Source organism: Bergeyella cardium (assembly GCF_009914665.1).
Classification (GTDB): Bacteria; Bacteroidota; Bacteroidia; order Flavobacteriales; family Weeksellaceae; genus Bergeyella_A; species Bergeyella_A cardium.
In genome coordinates this window covers 1571710-1588053 of the sequence record NZ_CP029149.1, presented here as the reverse complement: position 1 = coordinate 1588053, position 16344 = coordinate 1571710, and the positions used below count along the sequence as shown (strand labels likewise).

Annotated in this window: 15 protein-coding genes and 2 tRNA genes; 7 read left to right on the top strand and 10 right to left on the bottom strand. The window is 42.6% G+C overall.

Going from position 1 to position 16344, the window contains the following annotated elements:
• Window positions 1–16: 16 nt before the first annotated feature.
• Window positions 17–1024 (bottom strand): glycosyltransferase, encoded by a 1008-nt coding sequence (locus DBX24_RS07300; protein ID WP_120489296.1) that lies wholly within the window; start codon window positions 1022–1024, stop codon window positions 17–19.
• Window positions 1025–1149: 125 nt separating this feature from the next.
• Here DBX24_RS07300 and DBX24_RS07295 point away from each other — a divergent pair.
• Window positions 1150–1222: transfer RNA gene (locus DBX24_RS07295), tRNA-Met, on the top strand.
• An 8-nt stretch (window positions 1223–1230) separates the two neighbouring features.
• A tRNA-Met gene (locus tag DBX24_RS07290) sits at window positions 1231–1303 on the top strand.
• 247 nt (window positions 1304–1550) lie between these two features.
• Here the strand turns inward: DBX24_RS07290 and DBX24_RS07285 are convergent.
• Genes DBX24_RS07285 through DBX24_RS09520 form a run of 6 tightly spaced genes read right to left on the bottom strand, consistent with a single transcriptional unit; the run spans window position 1551 to window position 6412 of the window.
• Window positions 1551–2297 carry a UbiA prenyltransferase family protein gene (locus DBX24_RS07285; RefSeq protein ID WP_160224434.1) on the bottom strand — a complete coding sequence of 249 codons (747 nt, stop codon included), beginning with the start codon at window positions 2295–2297 and terminating at the stop codon, window positions 1551–1553.
• A 51-nt stretch (window positions 2298–2348) separates the two neighbouring features.
• Window positions 2349–4496 (bottom strand): S46 family peptidase, encoded by a 2148-nt coding sequence (locus DBX24_RS07280; protein ID WP_160224433.1) that lies wholly within the window; start codon window positions 4494–4496, stop codon window positions 2349–2351.
• Window positions 4497–4532: 36 nt separating this feature from the next.
• Window positions 4533–5096 (bottom strand): RdgB/HAM1 family non-canonical purine NTP pyrophosphatase, encoded by a 564-nt coding sequence (rdgB, locus tag DBX24_RS07275; protein WP_160224432.1) that lies wholly within the window; start codon window positions 5094–5096, stop codon window positions 4533–4535.
• Window positions 5071–5901 (bottom strand): CPBP family intramembrane glutamic endopeptidase, encoded by an 831-nt coding sequence (locus tag DBX24_RS07270; protein ID WP_160224431.1) that lies wholly within the window; start codon window positions 5899–5901, stop codon window positions 5071–5073. The genes rdgB and DBX24_RS07270 overlap by 26 nt, the downstream gene beginning before the upstream one ends.
• A 16-nt stretch (window positions 5902–5917) precedes the next feature.
• Entirely contained in the window at window positions 5918–6259 is a 342-nt protein-coding gene (locus DBX24_RS07265; RefSeq protein WP_160224430.1) for a phosphomannose isomerase type II C-terminal cupin domain, read from the bottom strand.
• Between the two features lie 6 nt (window positions 6260–6265).
• Window positions 6266–6412 (bottom strand): hypothetical protein, encoded by a 147-nt coding sequence (locus DBX24_RS09520; RefSeq protein ID WP_309568988.1) that lies wholly within the window; start codon window positions 6410–6412, stop codon window positions 6266–6268.
• Between the two features lie 228 nt (window positions 6413–6640).
• Between DBX24_RS09520 and DBX24_RS07255 the strand changes: the two genes are divergently transcribed.
• A complete protein-coding gene (locus DBX24_RS07255) occupies window positions 6641–6817 on the top strand; it encodes a C1orf53 family protein (protein ID WP_160224429.1) in 177 nt (58 codons plus the stop codon).
• A 4-nt stretch (window positions 6818–6821) separates the two neighbouring features.
• On the top strand, window positions 6822–7355 hold the full coding sequence (locus DBX24_RS07250) for a DUF4136 domain-containing protein (protein WP_120489304.1): 534 nt from the start codon (window positions 6822–6824) through the stop codon (window positions 7353–7355).
• Window positions 7356–7430: 75 nt separating this feature from the next.
• Here DBX24_RS07250 and DBX24_RS07245 read toward each other — a convergent pair whose 3' ends face one another.
• Window positions 7431–8156 (bottom strand): TrmH family RNA methyltransferase, encoded by a 726-nt coding sequence (locus tag DBX24_RS07245; RefSeq protein ID WP_160224428.1) that lies wholly within the window; start codon window positions 8154–8156, stop codon window positions 7431–7433.
• On the opposite strand from DBX24_RS07245, the gene tamL reads away from it, so the two are divergent.
• The 3 genes from tamL (at window position 8142) to DBX24_RS07230 (ending at window position 13761) form a co-directional block, all read left to right on the top strand.
• Window positions 8142–10700 carry a translocation and assembly module lipoprotein TamL gene (gene tamL / locus DBX24_RS07240; protein WP_120489306.1) on the top strand — a complete coding sequence of 853 codons (2559 nt, stop codon included), beginning with the start codon at window positions 8142–8144 and terminating at the stop codon, window positions 10698–10700. The genes DBX24_RS07245 and tamL overlap by 15 nt on opposite strands.
• Window positions 10701–10754: 54 nt before the next feature.
• A complete protein-coding gene (locus DBX24_RS07235) occupies window positions 10755–11984 on the top strand; it encodes a M20/M25/M40 family metallo-hydrolase (RefSeq protein ID WP_160224427.1) in 1230 nt (409 codons plus the stop codon).
• A 184-nt stretch (window positions 11985–12168) separates the two neighbouring features.
• Window positions 12169–13761, top strand: coding sequence for a peptide chain release factor 3 (locus DBX24_RS07230; RefSeq protein ID WP_160224426.1), 1593 nt, complete (start codon window positions 12169–12171; stop codon window positions 13759–13761).
• 297 nt (window positions 13762–14058) lie between these two features.
• Here the strand turns inward: DBX24_RS07230 and DBX24_RS07225 are convergent, their stop codons facing one another.
• Both DBX24_RS07225 and DBX24_RS07220 read right to left on the bottom strand, forming a co-directional pair.
• Complete coding sequence (locus DBX24_RS07225; protein ID WP_160224425.1) at window positions 14059–14538, bottom strand: hypothetical protein; 480 nt, start codon at window positions 14536–14538, stop codon at window positions 14059–14061.
• A 105-nt stretch (window positions 14539–14643) separates the two neighbouring features.
• Window positions 14644–16260 (bottom strand): S41 family peptidase, encoded by a 1617-nt coding sequence (locus DBX24_RS07220; protein WP_160224424.1) that lies wholly within the window; start codon window positions 16258–16260, stop codon window positions 14644–14646.
• Window positions 16261–16344 lie beyond the last annotated feature (84 nt).

The window sequence follows — 16344 nt, the reverse complement described above, 5'->3', positions numbered from 1 at the left end:
ACTTGGATTTATATGGCTAAAAGAGCCTCATCCCCTCATATCGCCATTTGAAGAGCTTAAAGCCAAGGTAAGTGGGCAGAGAGCAATAGAAATCCAGCTTTTTTGTGTTTTTGGAGTAGTTGGAAGAAAAATAATCCAAAAAACGAAGGCTACTGAGCGTTTTATAATTAGCGTAGGACTCCTTCCAAAGGGACTCATTCTGCTGCGCCTTCCAATTCATTTGAAGGGTGAGGTACTTATAATTGATGAAATAGGTAAGAATCCAGCGCTTTCGCGTCTCATTTTTTTCCTGTTTCAGTGCCTGATCTATGTGCTGTGCGATGGTAAACCAGTTGTCAAAATTCCTCTTATTACGATTATGAATCACCGATTTTTTATGTAGATAATAGGTATAAGTAATCCCTTTATGAATGGCGACTTTACTCATTTTTAGCATAAGGTGGAAAGTCCAAAGCTCATCTTGTGCAAAGAGACCTTTCACAAAATAAAGTTTATTTTTTCTGAGATAATCTACGATAAACAGCTTATTCACAGCATAAGTTACCATCTTTCCCTCAGAAAATGCTTTGAGCAAATTGTCATTACCATTGATAACGCTTTCTTCTGCCTGAATTTTTATACAAATGGATTTTTCGCCCGTTTCCAACTGCTCACATTCGAGCTGAGAGACTGTCATTTCAGCACCTGTTCGTTCCGATATAGCCACCAAAGTTTCAATACAATCAGGGGTAATGGTATCATCGCTATCCAGAAAAAAGATGTACTTGCCCTGTGCGGTATCTATACCCTTATTTCTAACAACTGAGAGCCCAGAATTTTCTTTCAGATGATATATTTTCCAATTTTTAAGGTTATACTTACGGATAAACTCCTCTGCAATCTGCACTGAATGATCTGGCGTTTGGTCATTAATTAAAGTTACCTCTAAATTCTGATAGGATTGATTTAAAACTGATAGAAGACATTTTTCTAAGAAGTCTTCACACTTAAAAACGGGGATAGAAACGGTAACTAATGGTTGCATAAACGAATTTTTGAACGGCGAAAATAACGAAAAATAAAGGGAGAGCAAAAGACTGCTTAGATAGAGTTCGTTTATTGAGTGGATTTGGATATTTTAAAATTAATTGTATATTTGCAGTCCGATATCGCGGGGTGGAGCAGTAGGTAGCTCGTCGGGCTCATAACCCGAAGGTCGTAGGTTCGAGTCCTGCCCCCGCTACTAAATATCGCGGGATGGAGCAGTAGGTAGCTCGTCGGGCTCATAACCCGAAGGTCGTAGGTTCGAGTCCTGCTCCCGCTACTAAGTAAGAGAATCTGTAAGGGTTCTCTTTTTTTGTGCTCATTTTTATAGGATTTTAAAGGTGAATTTTGATGAGGGAGGCATATAATTAGGTTACCCAAAATCAAAATAGGTTACCCACTTTAAATACTATTAATTCTATGAAAATAAAAATCCTATTCCTTTTAAGAAAAACAAAACTAATACGAGAGGAGTCTGCCCAATAGAATGCAGAATAACCTATCAAAGTAAAAGAAAGCCTTTCTATTTAAAGGAAAAGTAAGAGTATAAAAGGCAGTCCACAACAGGATTCTACACCAATGGAAAAGTAGGATTCAGGATTGGAGGTTTTAGAAAAGAGAACAAAAAAGAGAGAAACTCCTACTGCACCGCTAAAAGCAGTAGCATAAGGATTGGGTAGATAGAAAAAACCGAGTATCTGCGCTGCGAGAAGCATCAGCAGAGCGAGAATTTTAGTATTCCTCACCCCAATAATCTTTGGAAAGGTAAGCACCTCGTCATCATTCATATCCCGAATATCAAAGGGGAGCACCAATGCCGAAACAAAGAAAAAACTAATAAAAAATACAGGGATATTCAGTGCCTCAAAGACCAGCCAAGAATTGACCAATGCCCAAACCAATCCCACATAGAAGATTTTCAGCAGAGGAATCCTCCTGATGTATATCGCAAGGAAAGAAGAGTTATAAAACAATCCCAAAATTACGATAAACACCCATTTCAGAAGAGTGGGCAAGTTGTGATTATAGATGATGAAAGCAATGCAGACAAGGGCAGAAAAGCCACAGAGCAAGAGAACAGCAAGGAAATATTTCGAGCTCTGGTACTTGGTATAGAGGTAGCCACAGAGGTAAGTAATGAAGATAAGCAAAGTAGCTGGCAAGCGGAAAACACCCTGCTGTAAAAAGAAAAATACCGCAAGGGAGGTGCCCATAAGGGAGACGAAAATCTGGCTATCTATAATAAGCCTCTTGATGAGTTTATAGAAATTCATTTGAGAATAAAAAACGGCTAACGAGAAGATTTCTGTTAGCCATTTTAGGAGTTATTTTACAATCTTCATTTCGTCTATCAGCCATTTAGAATCGGCGTATTTATCTATAATGAAGAGGATGTACTTGGTATCTACCATTATGTTTCGGCAGAGGTTGGGGTCGTAGTTTATATCGCTCATCGTGCCCTCCCATTGCCTGTCAAAATTCAGCCCAATGAGGTTTCCGTACGCATCAAGAGCGGGGCTTCCAGAGTTGCCCCCCGTAGTGTGGTTCGTCGCTGTGAAATTCACTGGAACATCGCCCGTTTTATCCTTATAAACGCCATAATCTTTGGCATTATAAAGATTGATGAGCTTTTCAGGGACATTAAATTCATAATCGTTAGGAATGTACTTTTCCATCACCCCTTTCAAGTGGGTTTGATAGTTATACGAAACGGCATCTCGAGGGGAAGAACCCTTTATCTGACCGTAAGTAACCCTAAGGGTAGAATTAGCATCTGGGAAGAATTTCCTGTCTTTATCGGTCTCCATTTGCTGAGCCATAAAGGTCTTTTGGAGCGCATCAATCTGGGTTTGATATTGTGCGAAATTAACATCAGTCGTTCGAGAATAAACCGCTTTTAAATCTCTCACCAGCGTAATGAAAGGATCTTTTTCTAATACTTCTAAGAGCGCCTGTTGATTGCTAAATACCTTATCAATATCCGAATAAACGGTGCTTCCGTTGAGTGCCTTCCTCCCTGTGATGATGGAATTAACAGAAAAACGCTCCATATTCTCCAAGATAGCAGCTTGATTTGATGATTTAAAATCATTCTTAAAGCTTGATGGCAGGTATTCCTTCGGAGTTTTCTCTCCGTAGAGAACGAGGAGTTTTGCGGTAACCTGAGCATCAAGCTGAGCATCATAATCTTTGTAGAAAGATTTAAGGTAGCTCTTTAATCTATTCAGATATTGAGCATCTGCTCTTCCATCCTTAGCATTTTGGAGGTATCCCAAGTAGATATTTGCCAGAGTAAGGGTCTCAGCATTTCTTAAAAGTTCCAAGTAATATGCACGGTTGAGGGCATACGGCGCCTGCTCATTATAAAGCCTGTTGAGCTGCTCTATGGTTGGTTTTATGGCAGGATTTTTAGCGATAAGCTGCTGTTCGTACTGCTTTTTCTTCTCTACGGCACGGGATTTTTTTAGCCCCTCTACCTCGCCAATCCATTTTTTCCAGTAGTTGGCAATCCTCGCATATTTAGATGCATATTTAATTCTGGTAGTATCATCAGCGCGCATTTTTTCATTCAAGGTTTTGAGGGCTACATCTCGCACGGAAATCATCGCTGGGTCGGTTTCATTCATTATTTTCTCTACCGCAATGGCTGGGAGATACTCGGTAGTCCTCCCTGGGAAGCCAAACACAAAAGTAAAGTCCCCCTCCTTCTTGTCTTTTATGGAAATAGGGAGGTAGTGCTTAGGCGTAAAAGGCACATTGTCCTTAGAATATTCCGCGGGTTTATTGTCTTTACCCGCATAGATTCTAAACAGAGAAAAGTCGCCCGTATGTCTCGGGAACACCCAGTTATCGGTATCCGAGCCGAACTTCCCAATGGCAGACGGCGGAGCGCCCACCAAGCGAATATCCTTGTAAGTATCAATTACATAAGCGTAGTATTTATTACCGTAGTACATTGATTTCACTACGATTTTCTGATAGCTTTCTATCTTCTGAGAGGCTTTATAATTCTGAATATTCTGATTGATTTTATCCTCTAAATCCGCCCCTGAAAGCCCTTTCGTACCTTCTAAAATCTGAGAGGTAACCTCCTTTATATCGGTAATGAAATCTACCGTTACACCAGGGTTGGGAAGCTCACCAGACATATTCTTTGCCCAAAAACCATTGGTCAGCAAATCATTTTCTACGGTGGAGTGCGACTGAATCTCTCCATACCCACAGTGGTGGTTGGTCAATATCAAGCCTTTTGGTGAGATCACTTCGGCGGTACAGCCTCCATCAAACTGCACTACGGCGTCTTTTATGCTTGGCTTCTCGGTGTTATAAATATCCTTTGCGGATATCTTCATCCCGAGCTGTTTCATTTCTTTTTCGTTGAGTTCGGTAGGCATCCACATCCCTCCATACTGCTGTGCAAAAGCGATAACCGCAGGTAATAATGCCGATGCTATAAAAATTTTTCTAATCATTAGATACTATTTTTAAATGGTTAATTCGTATAATCACTATCGTCTGTCCAAGAATTTTTCAATTGCCTTTTTTCTGTGGCTCATCTTATTTTTCTCCTCAGGAGGCATCTCCGCAAAAGTGATGCTGTGCCCTTTGGGAACGAAAATTGGGTCGTATCCAAAGCCTTTATGCCCTCTGTTTTCGGTGAGTAAATCTCCATAGACCTCGCCTTTGTAATAGGTAGCACCTGTTTCATCATAATAGCAGAGAACAGTGATGAAGTGTGCATTTCTATTCTCTTCTCCTTGCATTTCTTCGAGGACTTTAGCGATGTTTTTCTCAAAATTATGGTCTCCCGCATAGCGCGCAGAGTAGATACCAGGTTTTCCATTCAGCGCCTCTACCGCCAGACCTGAATCATCTCCAAGGCTGGGGATTCCCGTTTTCTCATAGCAGTATTTTGCTTTGATAAGGGCATTTTCTTCAAAGGTCTTCCCGTCTTCTACAATCTCATCGTGGAGGTTATAGTCGGCAAGGCTCTTTACCGTATATCGGCTACCGAGAATCTGCTGTATTTCGTCTTTCTTGTGCTGATTATGTGTGGCTACTAAAAGCTCCATTCTTAAAACTTAATTTTTTAAAGAGATAATAAAATATTCCAAAGATACTCACCCCAGCGGCGAAAAGAACCAATGGCGATACACCCAAGATTTTGCTAAAACTCTCCTCATCGGTCAGTTTGACAAGAAGGATAGAGCTGAGGTTATTAAAAGCGTGAAGTAAAATAGGCAATAATAAAGAGCCCGTCCTGTGATAGACTACCCCCAAGACATATCCGAGCAAGACTCCTCCCACAAACTGCCAAGGGTTGGCGTGTACAATGCCAAACAAAAGAGCCGATATCCAGATTGCCGCTTGTGGATTCATATTTCCATTGATGAGCCCTTTCTGAATGATTCCTCTGAACACCATCTCCTCAAAGAGCGGTGCCATTATCACCGCTGCAATAAACATCGCTGAGAAGCTGGACTGCATCCTGCGCATCATCTCATCAAACGACTTATACAGCGCTCCCAATATCTCTCCTTCGGTGGGGATCAGCCCTGCAATCACATCGCCGATGAGCATCATTCCGAGCATCATTGGGAAGATAATAAGGTAGGACTTAAGGCTTACAGAGGAGAAATCAAACTTCAGCCTCCTTCCCGTCTGATTTTTACAAATAAGAAAGTCAAATGCGAGGATTATCGTGAGCCACATTATCAGATTAGACACCACCATCCCGATGGGCGAGGTGAGAAAATCCTTCCCTCCTGGCACAAAAAATAAAAGGGCAAGCCCGATATTGGGAACAAGCCCCCCCATAAATAAAATCCCGATTCCTGCTAAGTCCAGTTTATACTTCGGTAGTTTGTCGTCTGTCATTTACTTTATCAATTGTTTATATACGGTTATAATCATCTTCTATACGGACAATATCATCCTCTCCGAAGTAGGTGCCGTACTGTACTTCTATAAAGACCACAGGCATTGAGGTTCTGTTTTCTATCCTGTGCTTGCTTCCCTGAGGGATCTGTGCCACTTCCCCTGCGGAGTAGTCCTTCACCTTATCGTCTATTGTTACAGTGCCTGTTCCAGAGACTATCGTCCATACCTCTCCTCTCTTATGATGGTATTGTAGGGAGAGCCTCCCCCCTGGGTTCACTAAAATTCTTTTCACTTTGTGGGTTTCTGCGTCTTCCAAGACCCAATACTCTCCCCACGGTCTTACATCGTGCTCCATATATTCCTACTTGTCTTTAATGTATTTCAAAAAGCTATAAAGTCTCCTTCGTTTCAGATAATCTCCATCGGTTTCGTGAGCATAGGCTTCTCTTTCAAAACTAATGTTCAGATAGGCTTTGTGTCTGTCTTTATACTGCACATAGCGGAGCATAAATTCCACTATATACCAAATATAAAAGGGGATTATCAAGAGCTCAATCTGCTGCCGTAGATGGATTTTTTCATGGCTTAAAACTTTTTCATCCTGTTTAAAAGCTATATTTCTCAAGATAATAAACGGAAAAATCGTAATACCAATAAAATTTGTATTTTTGAATAATCTTTGGCAGATAATTATCATTGCACAAATATAATATTTTATTCCAAACCTGAGGGCACAATGCAAGCGAGTTTAAAAGAAAACGAAGACTTTTACTACAACCAAGAGGGCTACAGAGTCTTCACCGAAAAACACCACCTAAAGCGCGGCTACTGCTGCAAAAGTGGATGCAAACATTGTCCCTATGGTTATGATAAAAAAACCGATACATTTAAAAAGAACAACAATAATAAATAATCGTATGAAAAAGTTTTTAATTTCAAGTTTCGCAATGGCTACACTCGCTCTTAGCACCTCTTGTAGCCCGTTTCAGGTAAGAACCGACTATGCGGTAAGCGCTGATTTTACCGCCTACAAAACCTATAAACTGAGGATTGATGACCTCAAGCTGAACGATATCGACAAAGACCGAGTGCTCAACGAAGTCTCAAAACAGCTACAGCTCAAAGGGCTCTCCGTAGGCGATTCCCCAGACCTCATCGTCAATGTAAAGGCAGAGCACAAGCACATCACCGATGTACAGCGCACCTCCCCCTACGGCGCTTGGGGCTGGGGCAGCGCAGGCTGGGGCTTTGGCTTCGGTATAGAGCGCAGCTGGGCATCTGAGCACAACACAGGCAGCCTCATCATAGACCTCATCGATGCCCAAAGCCAAAAACTCATCTGGCAAGGAATAGGAAGCGGGCTTTCAGTAGATTCCCCAAAAAGAAAACAAAAAGAAATCCCAGCACTCGTCTTTGAAATGATGAAAACCTATCCTCCACAAGCCAAGTAACTAATACATAAAATAATTTACCCACAAAGCCCTCTATGAGTTTTTTTTTCATAACCCACTCCCTATCATTTTAGGCTACCGCTTAGAAAAAATCTGCCCAAGGATAATGGAAGTAGCGATGGAGACATTGAGGCTCTCGGTGCTTTGGTGCCTGCCAAAGCGAGGGATGTTCAGCGTCTGGTGGAGGAGCTGCTCGGTAGCGGGGCGGATGCCATTGCCCTCGTTGCCCATAATCAGGTTGATGTTCTCAGGATAGTGGGCGGTGTAAATATTCTGCCCCTGCATATCGGTGCCGAGATTGAGATTTTGGGTATTTTGGAGGAAGTGGGTAAGGTTTTGATAAACGATATTCACTCGGGCGAAACTGCCCATCGTAGCTTGTATTACTTTTGGGTTGTAGAGGTCTGCGGTGTCTTCGCTGCAAACGATTTGCTCTATCCCGAACCAATCTGCCAAGCGAATGATGGTACCGAAATTACCTGGGTCTTGTATGCCATCCAGCACGATATTAAAGCGGCAGTTTCTCAGGTGCTGCTGTGGAATCTCGCAGACGGCTACGGAATCCTTAGGGTGCTGGAGGAAGGAGATTTTCTTGAGCTGGTGAGCATCGATTCTGTGTATGGGTGCATTGATTTTGTGCAAAGATTCTGGGTGGGTAGAAAATATTTCTTTGATTTTAATGTTTGAATGTAGGAGTTCGCGTATGGTTTTATTACCTTCGACCAAAAACAAATTGTATTTTTGCCTGAATTTTTTTTTATCTAAAGACTGTAAAATTTTTATTGTATGGGCTGTAAGCATATCAAGAAATATTTCCAAAAGTATTATATATTTTTCTGTTCCGCAAGTACGGTATTAGCGCTCCTCGCCTGCTCTACGACGAAGAAAGTGCCCAAAGGAGAATTCCTCCTTACGAAAAATAAAATTTCGTTTAAAGACGGTAAAGTCCTTTCAAGTGAAATCCCTGATTATATCATCCAAAAGCCGAACAAGAGCGCGATACCCTTTTTGCCCTCGAGGCTTTTGTTCTACAATATGACGAATCCTAAGTATGATACCATTCTTAATGATTATATGGCTTTCCCTTCGGATATGAGGAATAGGAACCTACTGGATTCATTATTTATCAAATACAATCACCCCGAGTACAGAGGAAAATCATTGTGGGGGCAGAGATTCCTGCACAACCTCGGCTCCCAGCCCGTAATATGGAATGCCGGGAAGACAAAGGCTTCGGCAAACAACATACGGAAGATGCTCATCTACCACGGATATTGGGACGCGGAGACTACCTATAAGGAAGATTTGGACTCATCGGCCAAGAAAGCGAAGATAGATTACATCATCACCCATAAAGACCCGACGATGATTAGCGAGTATCATTACCGAATTTCAGACCCTGGGATTCGAAGTATCTACGAGGGTTCGCTGCATAAAACCATCGTTCGCGCAGGGCACAGGCTCGACCAAAGCAAACTGGAAAGCGAAGCCAAAAGAATCTCCGAACTAATGCAAAATGAGGGGTATTATAAATTTAATGCGTCCAACGAAGAAATATTCTTCACCGCCGATACCCTCAGCAGCCGAAAGAAAGTTCCCCTCTTCTTAGAGATAAGGAAGGATTCATTAGACTCGCCTTACCACAAAACCAAGATCGGAGACATCAAAGTAGTGCTGAAAGATAACGACGACAATACCCCCCTGAAAAAGGACTCGATAAGAGGAATATCATTTGAAAAAGCAAACGACCACTACAAAAGCAGTGCGCTCTGGAGAGCCGTAATCCTGCAACCTGGCGAAGTCTATAAACAACGGAACTTTGACCTGACGAAGAGAAACTTCACCCTGATGAACAACTTCAACATAAGCCAGGAGATTAAGGAAAGAGCGGGTGCCGACAGCATTTTGGATGTGCGCTATACCCTCAAACCACTACCCCGCTATGAATTTAAAGTTTCTACGGATGCTACCTATTCTCAAATCCTCAACTTTGGTCTCTCCCCTGCGCTGGACTTCACTTCCCGTAATATCTTCAGGGGTGCAGAGAACTTTAATGCCAACTTCTCTGGGGTTTTCGGATTTGTAGAAGACACCAAAAATACCGACAAACGAACCCTCGCTTCCGAGATATCTGCTCAGGTGGGCGTTAGCTTCCCAAGGCTATTGCTCCCCTTTAAATACTATAAACTCATCCCGAAACGCTACTCTCCCACCTCATCCATCACATTAGGAACCTCCATACAGAATAATCTCGGCTTAGGAAGGCTAAACTTCAATGCAGGGCTTAATTATTACGCAGATGTAAATGAAATCGTCAGCCACAAACTCTCGCTCTTCAATACCCAACTGAGCTTTACTCGAGACAAAGACAGTTTTTATAACTTCTTCCCACGAGATAGAGAGCTGAGGAACTCTATTTTCAAGCTGTATGATGCCGCGCTGTACCAACAGTTTGAGCAGGGGCTTATCTCTTCTAATGATTTTACAGAGAGAGTCCTCAGCGACCCTAACTTCGCCCAAACGCTCTCCAAAGAGAACCAAGAGACCTATACCTCTTTCCTTCAATCTTTATATAATAAGGAGAGGCAGACTCAGGATGTGATTATCTCCTCCATACTATACAATTTTACTTACAATGAAATTGGGAAGCAGGACTACAAACACCCATTTTACTTTAATGCTCGGGTGGAAACCGCAGGAAATCTTTTAGGGCTCTTCAGCAGAAGGAATAAATCTTCTGATGCTTTTGAATCGGAGAGCAGAAACATTTTCGGCGTGCCATATTCACAATTCGTAAAGCTCGACTTTGATATAAGAAAGTACTTTAAGCTCTACCGTAACCAAACCCTTGCGATAAGACAGCTCATCGGTATTGGGATTCCTTACGGAAACTCTCGTTCTATGCCATTCGTCCGAAGCTACTTCACTGGAGGCTCCAACGATATACGAGCGTGGAGGGTATATGGCGGATTAGGACCCGCAGACTCCCAAATAGACCCTAAAATCCGTGCCTATGTAATGGAAAACCTGAAACTCACCACCAATATAGAGTACAGAATCTCATTCAACAAAATGTTTGAAGGGGCTCTATTCGCAGATGCAGGTAATATTTGGAGCTTAAACAATAATGACTTTGGAGGGCTCTTCAAGTTTAATAAATTCATCAGCCAGATGGGGATAGGTACGGGCTTTGGACTGAGGATAAACATCGCTTACATCACGCTGAGGATAGATACCGCATACAAGGTCTATGACCCCAACCTCCCTGTGGGCAATCGCTGGGTGTTTAAGGACTGGCGCCTGCTTGATGGTATTGTGAACTTTGCTTTTGGTTATCCTTTCTAAGAAAATATTTAGAATGAGGCAAAATTAGCTACCTTTGCCAGAAAAAACCTCATTATGAATTTCAAAAAACACATCATTTTCGGGCTTGTAGCCCTCTCGCTACTCGCTCAGGCACAGAAAAGAGACAAGCAGGAAATCATTTCGGATGACAACCTCAAGTCAAGCCTTGTCTATCTCGCATCAGACGATCTACAAGGACGGCTCACAGGAAGTGAAGGCGAGAAAAAAGCCTCTGCTTTCCTCGAAAAAAAGCTCAAATCTTTTGGATTAAAAACCGAGCTTCAAGACTTTAGCTATTCGGTAAGACCCGACAGAAATCCGCACTCCACTCCCGTGAAAGTAACGGGCAGAAATGTGATCGGCTACCTAAACAACAAGGCAGAGCGCACCATCATTATCGGAGCACACTACGACCATCTCGGGCTTAATGAGCACAACAACTCTACCCTACCCAACTCCAAAGGAATGATACACAACGGTGCTGATGATAATGCCTCTGGCGTATCATCGGTATTGGAAATTGCGAGGATGTTTAGTAAAAACAAGACAAAGGAAAAAGCAAACTTCGTCTTTGTACTCTTCTCTGGCGAAGAAGATGGACTGATGGGCTCAAAAGCATTCGCAGAAACCGTAAAAGAAAAATATCCTAAGCCCATAGCGATGATCAACCTCGATATGGTGGGTAGATTAAATGCAGAAAAAGCCCTCACAGTGGGCGGAGTAGGCACTTCTCCCCTTTTCGGAAGCCTGATTGAGAAACATCGCCCCGAAGGAGTTAAAATCGCAATTGATAGCTCAGGAGTAGGACCAAGCGACCATACTTCTTTCTACTCGAAAGACCTCCCCGTACTCTTTTTATTCACAGGCGTACACTCAGACTATCATAAACCGAGCGATGATTCCGATAAAATCAACTACGAAGGGCTAAAAATCATTACACAATATGTTTTTGATATCGCCAAAACACTTTCGCAACGGGAAGAAATCCCCTTCACTAAAACAAAAATGAAGAAAACAGATGTACCGAGCTTTAAAGTAACCATCGGTGTAATGCCGAGCTTCATAGATGCCGATGATGGGCTACATATAGAGGGTGTTTCAGAAGGTAGACCCGCAGATAAAGCAGGAATACAGCAGGGCGATATTCTGATAAAACTCGGCGAATGCCAGATTACCAACATTTATACCTATATGGAATGTCTCTCTAAGCTGAAATCTGGCGATGAAGTCCCCGCACAGGTAAAACGAGGCGACAAAATCCTCAACCTAAGCATCAAACTCTAAACTCATTACACAATAATAAAAATCAGAAGGCAAATGCTTTCTGATTTTTTTGTGATTTATTGCAAAAGAGAGAATTGAAATTCTCCTGCTCAGTCTCATTCTTTCAGATTATCTACAAGATATTGCTTAATTGCAAGGTATTTCAATTTAAAATTCCGATTTTTGCACGCATTTAAAATACAATATGTCAGATTTAATAAAAGAAATACAGAAAAGAAAGACTTTTGGAATTATCTCCCACCCCGATGCAGGGAAAACTACCCTTACAGAGAAACTCCTCCTCTTCGGTGGGGCTATTCAGGAGGCAGGAGCGGTAAAATCCAACAAAATAAAGAAAGGCGCGACTTCCGACTTTATGGAAATCGAGAGACAAAGGGGGATTTCGGTGGCTACTTCCGTGCTGGCGTTCAACTATCGCGGGCATAAGATTAATATCCTCGATACTCCTGGGCACAAGGACTTTGCGGAGGACACCTACCGTACCCTTACGGCGGTAGATTCGGTGATTGTAGTCATCGATGTGGCAAAAGGGGTGGAGGAGCAAACCGAAAAGCTCGTTCAAGTATGCCGAATGAGAAGCATTCCGATGATTGTCTTCATCAACAAGCTCGATAGAGAGGGTAAAGACGCTTTTGACCTCCTCGACGAAGTGGAGCAAAAGCTCGGGCTCTCCGTAGTGCCACTCTCCTTGCCGATTGGTATGGGAGCGGACTTCCAAGGGATTTATAACATCTGGGAGAACAACATCCAGCTCTTCCTCGAAGAGAAAAAACAGAAAGTAGGCGAGAGCATTACCTTTAATGATATTAATGACCCTGCCATCGCAGAAGCCATTGGCGAAAAGGCTGCACAAACCCTCCGCGAGGAGCTGGAGCTCGTGCAGTCCGTCTATCCAGAGTTTAGCCGAGAGGAATATATGTCAGGCACTCAGCAGCCCGTGTTCTTCGGTTCGGCATTGAATAACTTCGGTGTGAGGGAGCTCCTTGATGCGTTTATAGACATTGCCCCAAACCCTCAACCTAAGGAGTCTGACACCCGAATCGTAAAGCCAGAAGAGAGCTACTTCACGGGATTTGTCTTTAAAATCCACGCCAATATGGATCCTAAGCACAGAGACAGGCTCGCCTTTGTGAAAATCGTTTCGGGGACATTCAAGAGGAATGAAAATTACCTACTCGTAAGGGAAGGCAAGAAGATGAAATTCTCCTCACCGAATGCCTTTTTCGCCGATAAAAAGGAGGTAGTAGATGAGTCCTTCCCTGGCGATATCGTAGGGCTACACGATACGGGAAACTTCCGAATTGGCGACACGCTTACCGCAGGAGAAAAGCTCAACTTTAAGGGAATACCGAGCTTCTCACCAGAGCATTTCCGATACATTAATAATGATGACCCACTCAAAGCAAAACAGCTCGCAAAAGGTATCGACCAGCTGATGGACGAAGGAGTAGCACAGCTCTTCACCCTCGAGATGAACGGCAGAAAGATTATCGGAACAGTGGGTGCCTTGCAGTATGAGGTAATCCAGTACCGATTGGAGCACGAGTACGGCGCAAAATGTACCTACGAACCTATCAGCATCCATAAAGCCTGCTGGGTAGAGGCAGACGAAAAGTCCGAAGAGTTCAAAGAGTTTGCAAGACTAAAACAACGCTTCCTCGCGAGGGACAAGTATAACCAGCTTGTATTCCTTGCCGACTCCTCCTTTACCATTACAATGACCCAAGAGAAATTCCCAAATGTAAAACTCCACTTTATCAGTGAGTGGGGGGAGTAGAGAGAATCAATAAAAACAATTATAGAAAAAGAGAAGTAAAATTTACTTCTCTTTTTTCTTAACAAAAACGGACACCACCCCAAGCACTTGGGTGATATCCGTAATTAGTTTAGCTTTTACCTAAACCAGTTTAGCTTTTTGGTGAACTGGTTTCTCTTTTAGGTTAATTAGTTTACCTTTTGGGTTAGTGAGTTTAGGTCTTAGTAGAATTAGTTTAGGTCTAAGCTGAATTAGTTTACTTTTTACCTAAACCAGTTTAGCTAAAACCTAAACTAGTTTCCCTTTTTTATAAACTCATTAGTTTTTTGGGGGAGTTTTTTTAGTTTTTCCCTGACCTGCAAACCTCTTCCCTAAATCCTCTTGGATGGTTTTGGCGTCTGGGCTGCCTGTTTTGGCTGCCATTTTTACGGTAGCGTAGTAGAGTAGGGCTTGCGCATACGCCTCGTGACCTGTGAGCATAAGGGTTTCGCTTACATTTTCGGACAGCTGTTTCAGAATCTTGAAGACTGGCTGAAGGGATTGATTGAGTTTGAAATCTTTCTCCATTTCCTCCTTGTCCATCATCGGTGGGATGAGGTCGGGATTGGTTTTGATGTATTCCATCACTTTGGATACGAAGGATACGGATTTGTCGCTCATTTTTGGCAATTTAGTTCGCTCTTCTGGGGTTAGATTTACCAGATAAGGGCTAAGCAGCTGGCGAATTTCACTGATTTTTGTTTCGATTTGTGCTAGCGTTTGATCTGAAATGGTAGCACTGATTTGGTTTTTTGGCATAATTTTAAAATTTTAAATTGAGCCCTAAAAGTAATAATAAAATTTTAATAGCCAAATTTTATTTAATAAGATATTTTATTATTAATTTCTGAATTGTAACTGTAGCTATGGCAACCGTATCCCATTAACCGCTCTACCCAGCACAGGGTCTTTTTTCATTATCAGGTCTTCTAAGGTAGTTGGTACGGGGATATCGGGAAGTACGCCTCTACCGATGAGCTTTCGCTGGGCGTTAGGTTTTATGGTCATTACTCCGAAACAGAAATTGGTGTGAGAGTTTCTGAGTTTTGTACATCGGGAGTGCCCTGCTACGGTACCATTGAAGTCGCCCCCTGTTTCTTCGCCTATAAATGTAGCTCGCCCCTCTGCCTGCAAGGACGCCGCAAGGACTGCCGACATAGAGTAAGTAGCACCATTGGTAAGCACATAGAGCTTGCCAGTGTATTTATTCAGAGGCTTGGCTTTGTGGTCACTTTTGCTCATCATTTTGTAGTAGTAGCTCCCGTCTTTTCCTTTTTTGGTATTAAAAATTTCGGAAGTAGAGAATGCAAGGGTAAGAGGCAAGAATACGGTATGCTGAAAGGCATTAAACTCAGTGAAATTCAAGCCTGCCATAGCGGTTTTGGAGACCACTTTTGCAGAGTCCATTATTACGGGGTGGGAGTCCTTGCTCAGATAGCTGTAGAGGGTGTTCCCGTGCCGTACATAGCCTCCGCCATTGTTTCTAAGGTCTAAAATCAGATGACTCACTTTGCGCTTATGGAGAGAGTCGAAGATGAAAGCATAACCTTTCTTTGCACTCCCTCGCTTGAAGTCCCTTATTTTGAGCACAGCAATGCTGGAATCTGCCTTTACCGGGAATGAAATCTCCCTACTGTACTGCTTAGTTGCAGGGTTGTAGCCCAAATATTTCTTCACCTTATTCTGGTACTTTTCTAAGGCATTCCTCTTGATGATTTCCTCCCTTGTGGGGTATTTCACTGGGGTTTTCTTTACGATTTTCTGCTTCTGAGGGGTAGGGGCTTGCTTGCTTTTGGTGTTCTTATGCTCCAAAAACTCCCTTTTTACAACTTTGGTATAAACCGAACCGTTCTTTTTCAGAGTGAGGATAATCGCATCCTGCACACCCAAGACTCTGGATACATAGTTCAGATAGTTTTTTGAAATGATGTAGGAATCCATTGTCTTGATGTATCCATCACCAGGTCTTGTGCCTTTGTAGAGGTTGTAATAGTCTTTATACTTAATATCATCTATGCTAATGAGCTCTGCATAGACATCTTGGGAAGATTTCTTGCCTGTGATTTTTTTGAGCATCAGCCTATCACCTGCCCCCTCTACGCTGAGCTGAGAGAGCGGACCTTTGGAGCCTTTGGTATGGTGGCGCTCTACTTTGGTCATCTTGTACGGGCGAGAAGTGAGGTAGATATGCCCGTGCCCAAACTTGGAAACCACTTTAAACAGCTCACGGGAGAAGTCGGCGGACTTCATCGGTTTTTTTACTGTCTTTTTAAGGCTGTCCAGCTTGTGAGAAATCTGCTCTTTGGTCAGGTACATATCAATATCTGGGTGGTGGGCAAAGAGGTTCTTCCTTACCTTATCTATATCTTGGTGTAATTCTTCTGGGGGGATATCTCTGTTCGTTACCGCATTGTATCTCTCGGCTGTAACGCAGGAGACGAGCAGAATACTTAAGCATATTAAGACTTCTATCTTCTTCACAAGTACTTTATTTCAATGGCGAAAATATCAAATAAAATCTAAACCCACCAAGACAAAACCACTGAGGAAAGAATGCACAAAATA

Excerpts from the sequence above, each read along its gene's own strand:
- DBX24_RS07300 (WP_120489296.1), bottom strand. The coding sequence starts at position 1,024 with ATGCAACCATTAGTTACCGTTTCTATCCCCGTTTTTAAGTGTGAAGAC.
- DBX24_RS07285 (WP_160224434.1), bottom strand. The coding sequence starts at position 2,297 with ATGAATTTCTATAAACTCATCAAGAGGCTTATTATAGATAGCCAGATT.
- DBX24_RS07280 (WP_160224433.1), bottom strand. The coding sequence starts at position 4,496 with ATGATTAGAAAAATTTTTATAGCATCGGCATTATTACCTGCGGTTATC.
- rdgB (WP_160224432.1), bottom strand. The coding sequence starts at position 5,096 with ATGGAGCTTTTAGTAGCCACACATAATCAGCACAAGAAAGACGAAATA.
- DBX24_RS07270 (WP_160224431.1), bottom strand. The coding sequence starts at position 5,901 with ATGACAGACGACAAACTACCGAAGTATAAACTGGACTTAGCAGGAATC.
- DBX24_RS07265 (WP_160224430.1), bottom strand. The coding sequence starts at position 6,259 with ATGGAGCACGATGTAAGACCGTGGGGAGAGTATTGGGTCTTGGAAGAC.
- DBX24_RS09520 (WP_309568988.1), bottom strand. The coding sequence starts at position 6,412 with ATGCTCCGCTATGTGCAGTATAAAGACAGACACAAAGCCTATCTGAAC.
- DBX24_RS07255 (WP_160224429.1), top strand. The coding sequence starts at position 6,641 with ATGCAAGCGAGTTTAAAAGAAAACGAAGACTTTTACTACAACCAAGAG.
- DBX24_RS07250 (WP_120489304.1), top strand. The coding sequence starts at position 6,822 with ATGAAAAAGTTTTTAATTTCAAGTTTCGCAATGGCTACACTCGCTCTT.
- tamL (WP_120489306.1), top strand. The coding sequence starts at position 8,142 with ATGGGCTGTAAGCATATCAAGAAATATTTCCAAAAGTATTATATATTT.
- DBX24_RS07245 (WP_160224428.1), bottom strand. The coding sequence starts at position 8,156 with ATGCTTACAGCCCATACAATAAAAATTTTACAGTCTTTAGATAAAAAA.
- DBX24_RS07235 (WP_160224427.1), top strand. The coding sequence starts at position 10,755 with ATGAATTTCAAAAAACACATCATTTTCGGGCTTGTAGCCCTCTCGCTA.
- DBX24_RS07230 (WP_160224426.1), top strand. The coding sequence starts at position 12,169 with ATGTCAGATTTAATAAAAGAAATACAGAAAAGAAAGACTTTTGGAATT.
- DBX24_RS07225 (WP_160224425.1), bottom strand. The coding sequence starts at position 14,538 with ATGCCAAAAAACCAAATCAGTGCTACCATTTCAGATCAAACGCTAGCA.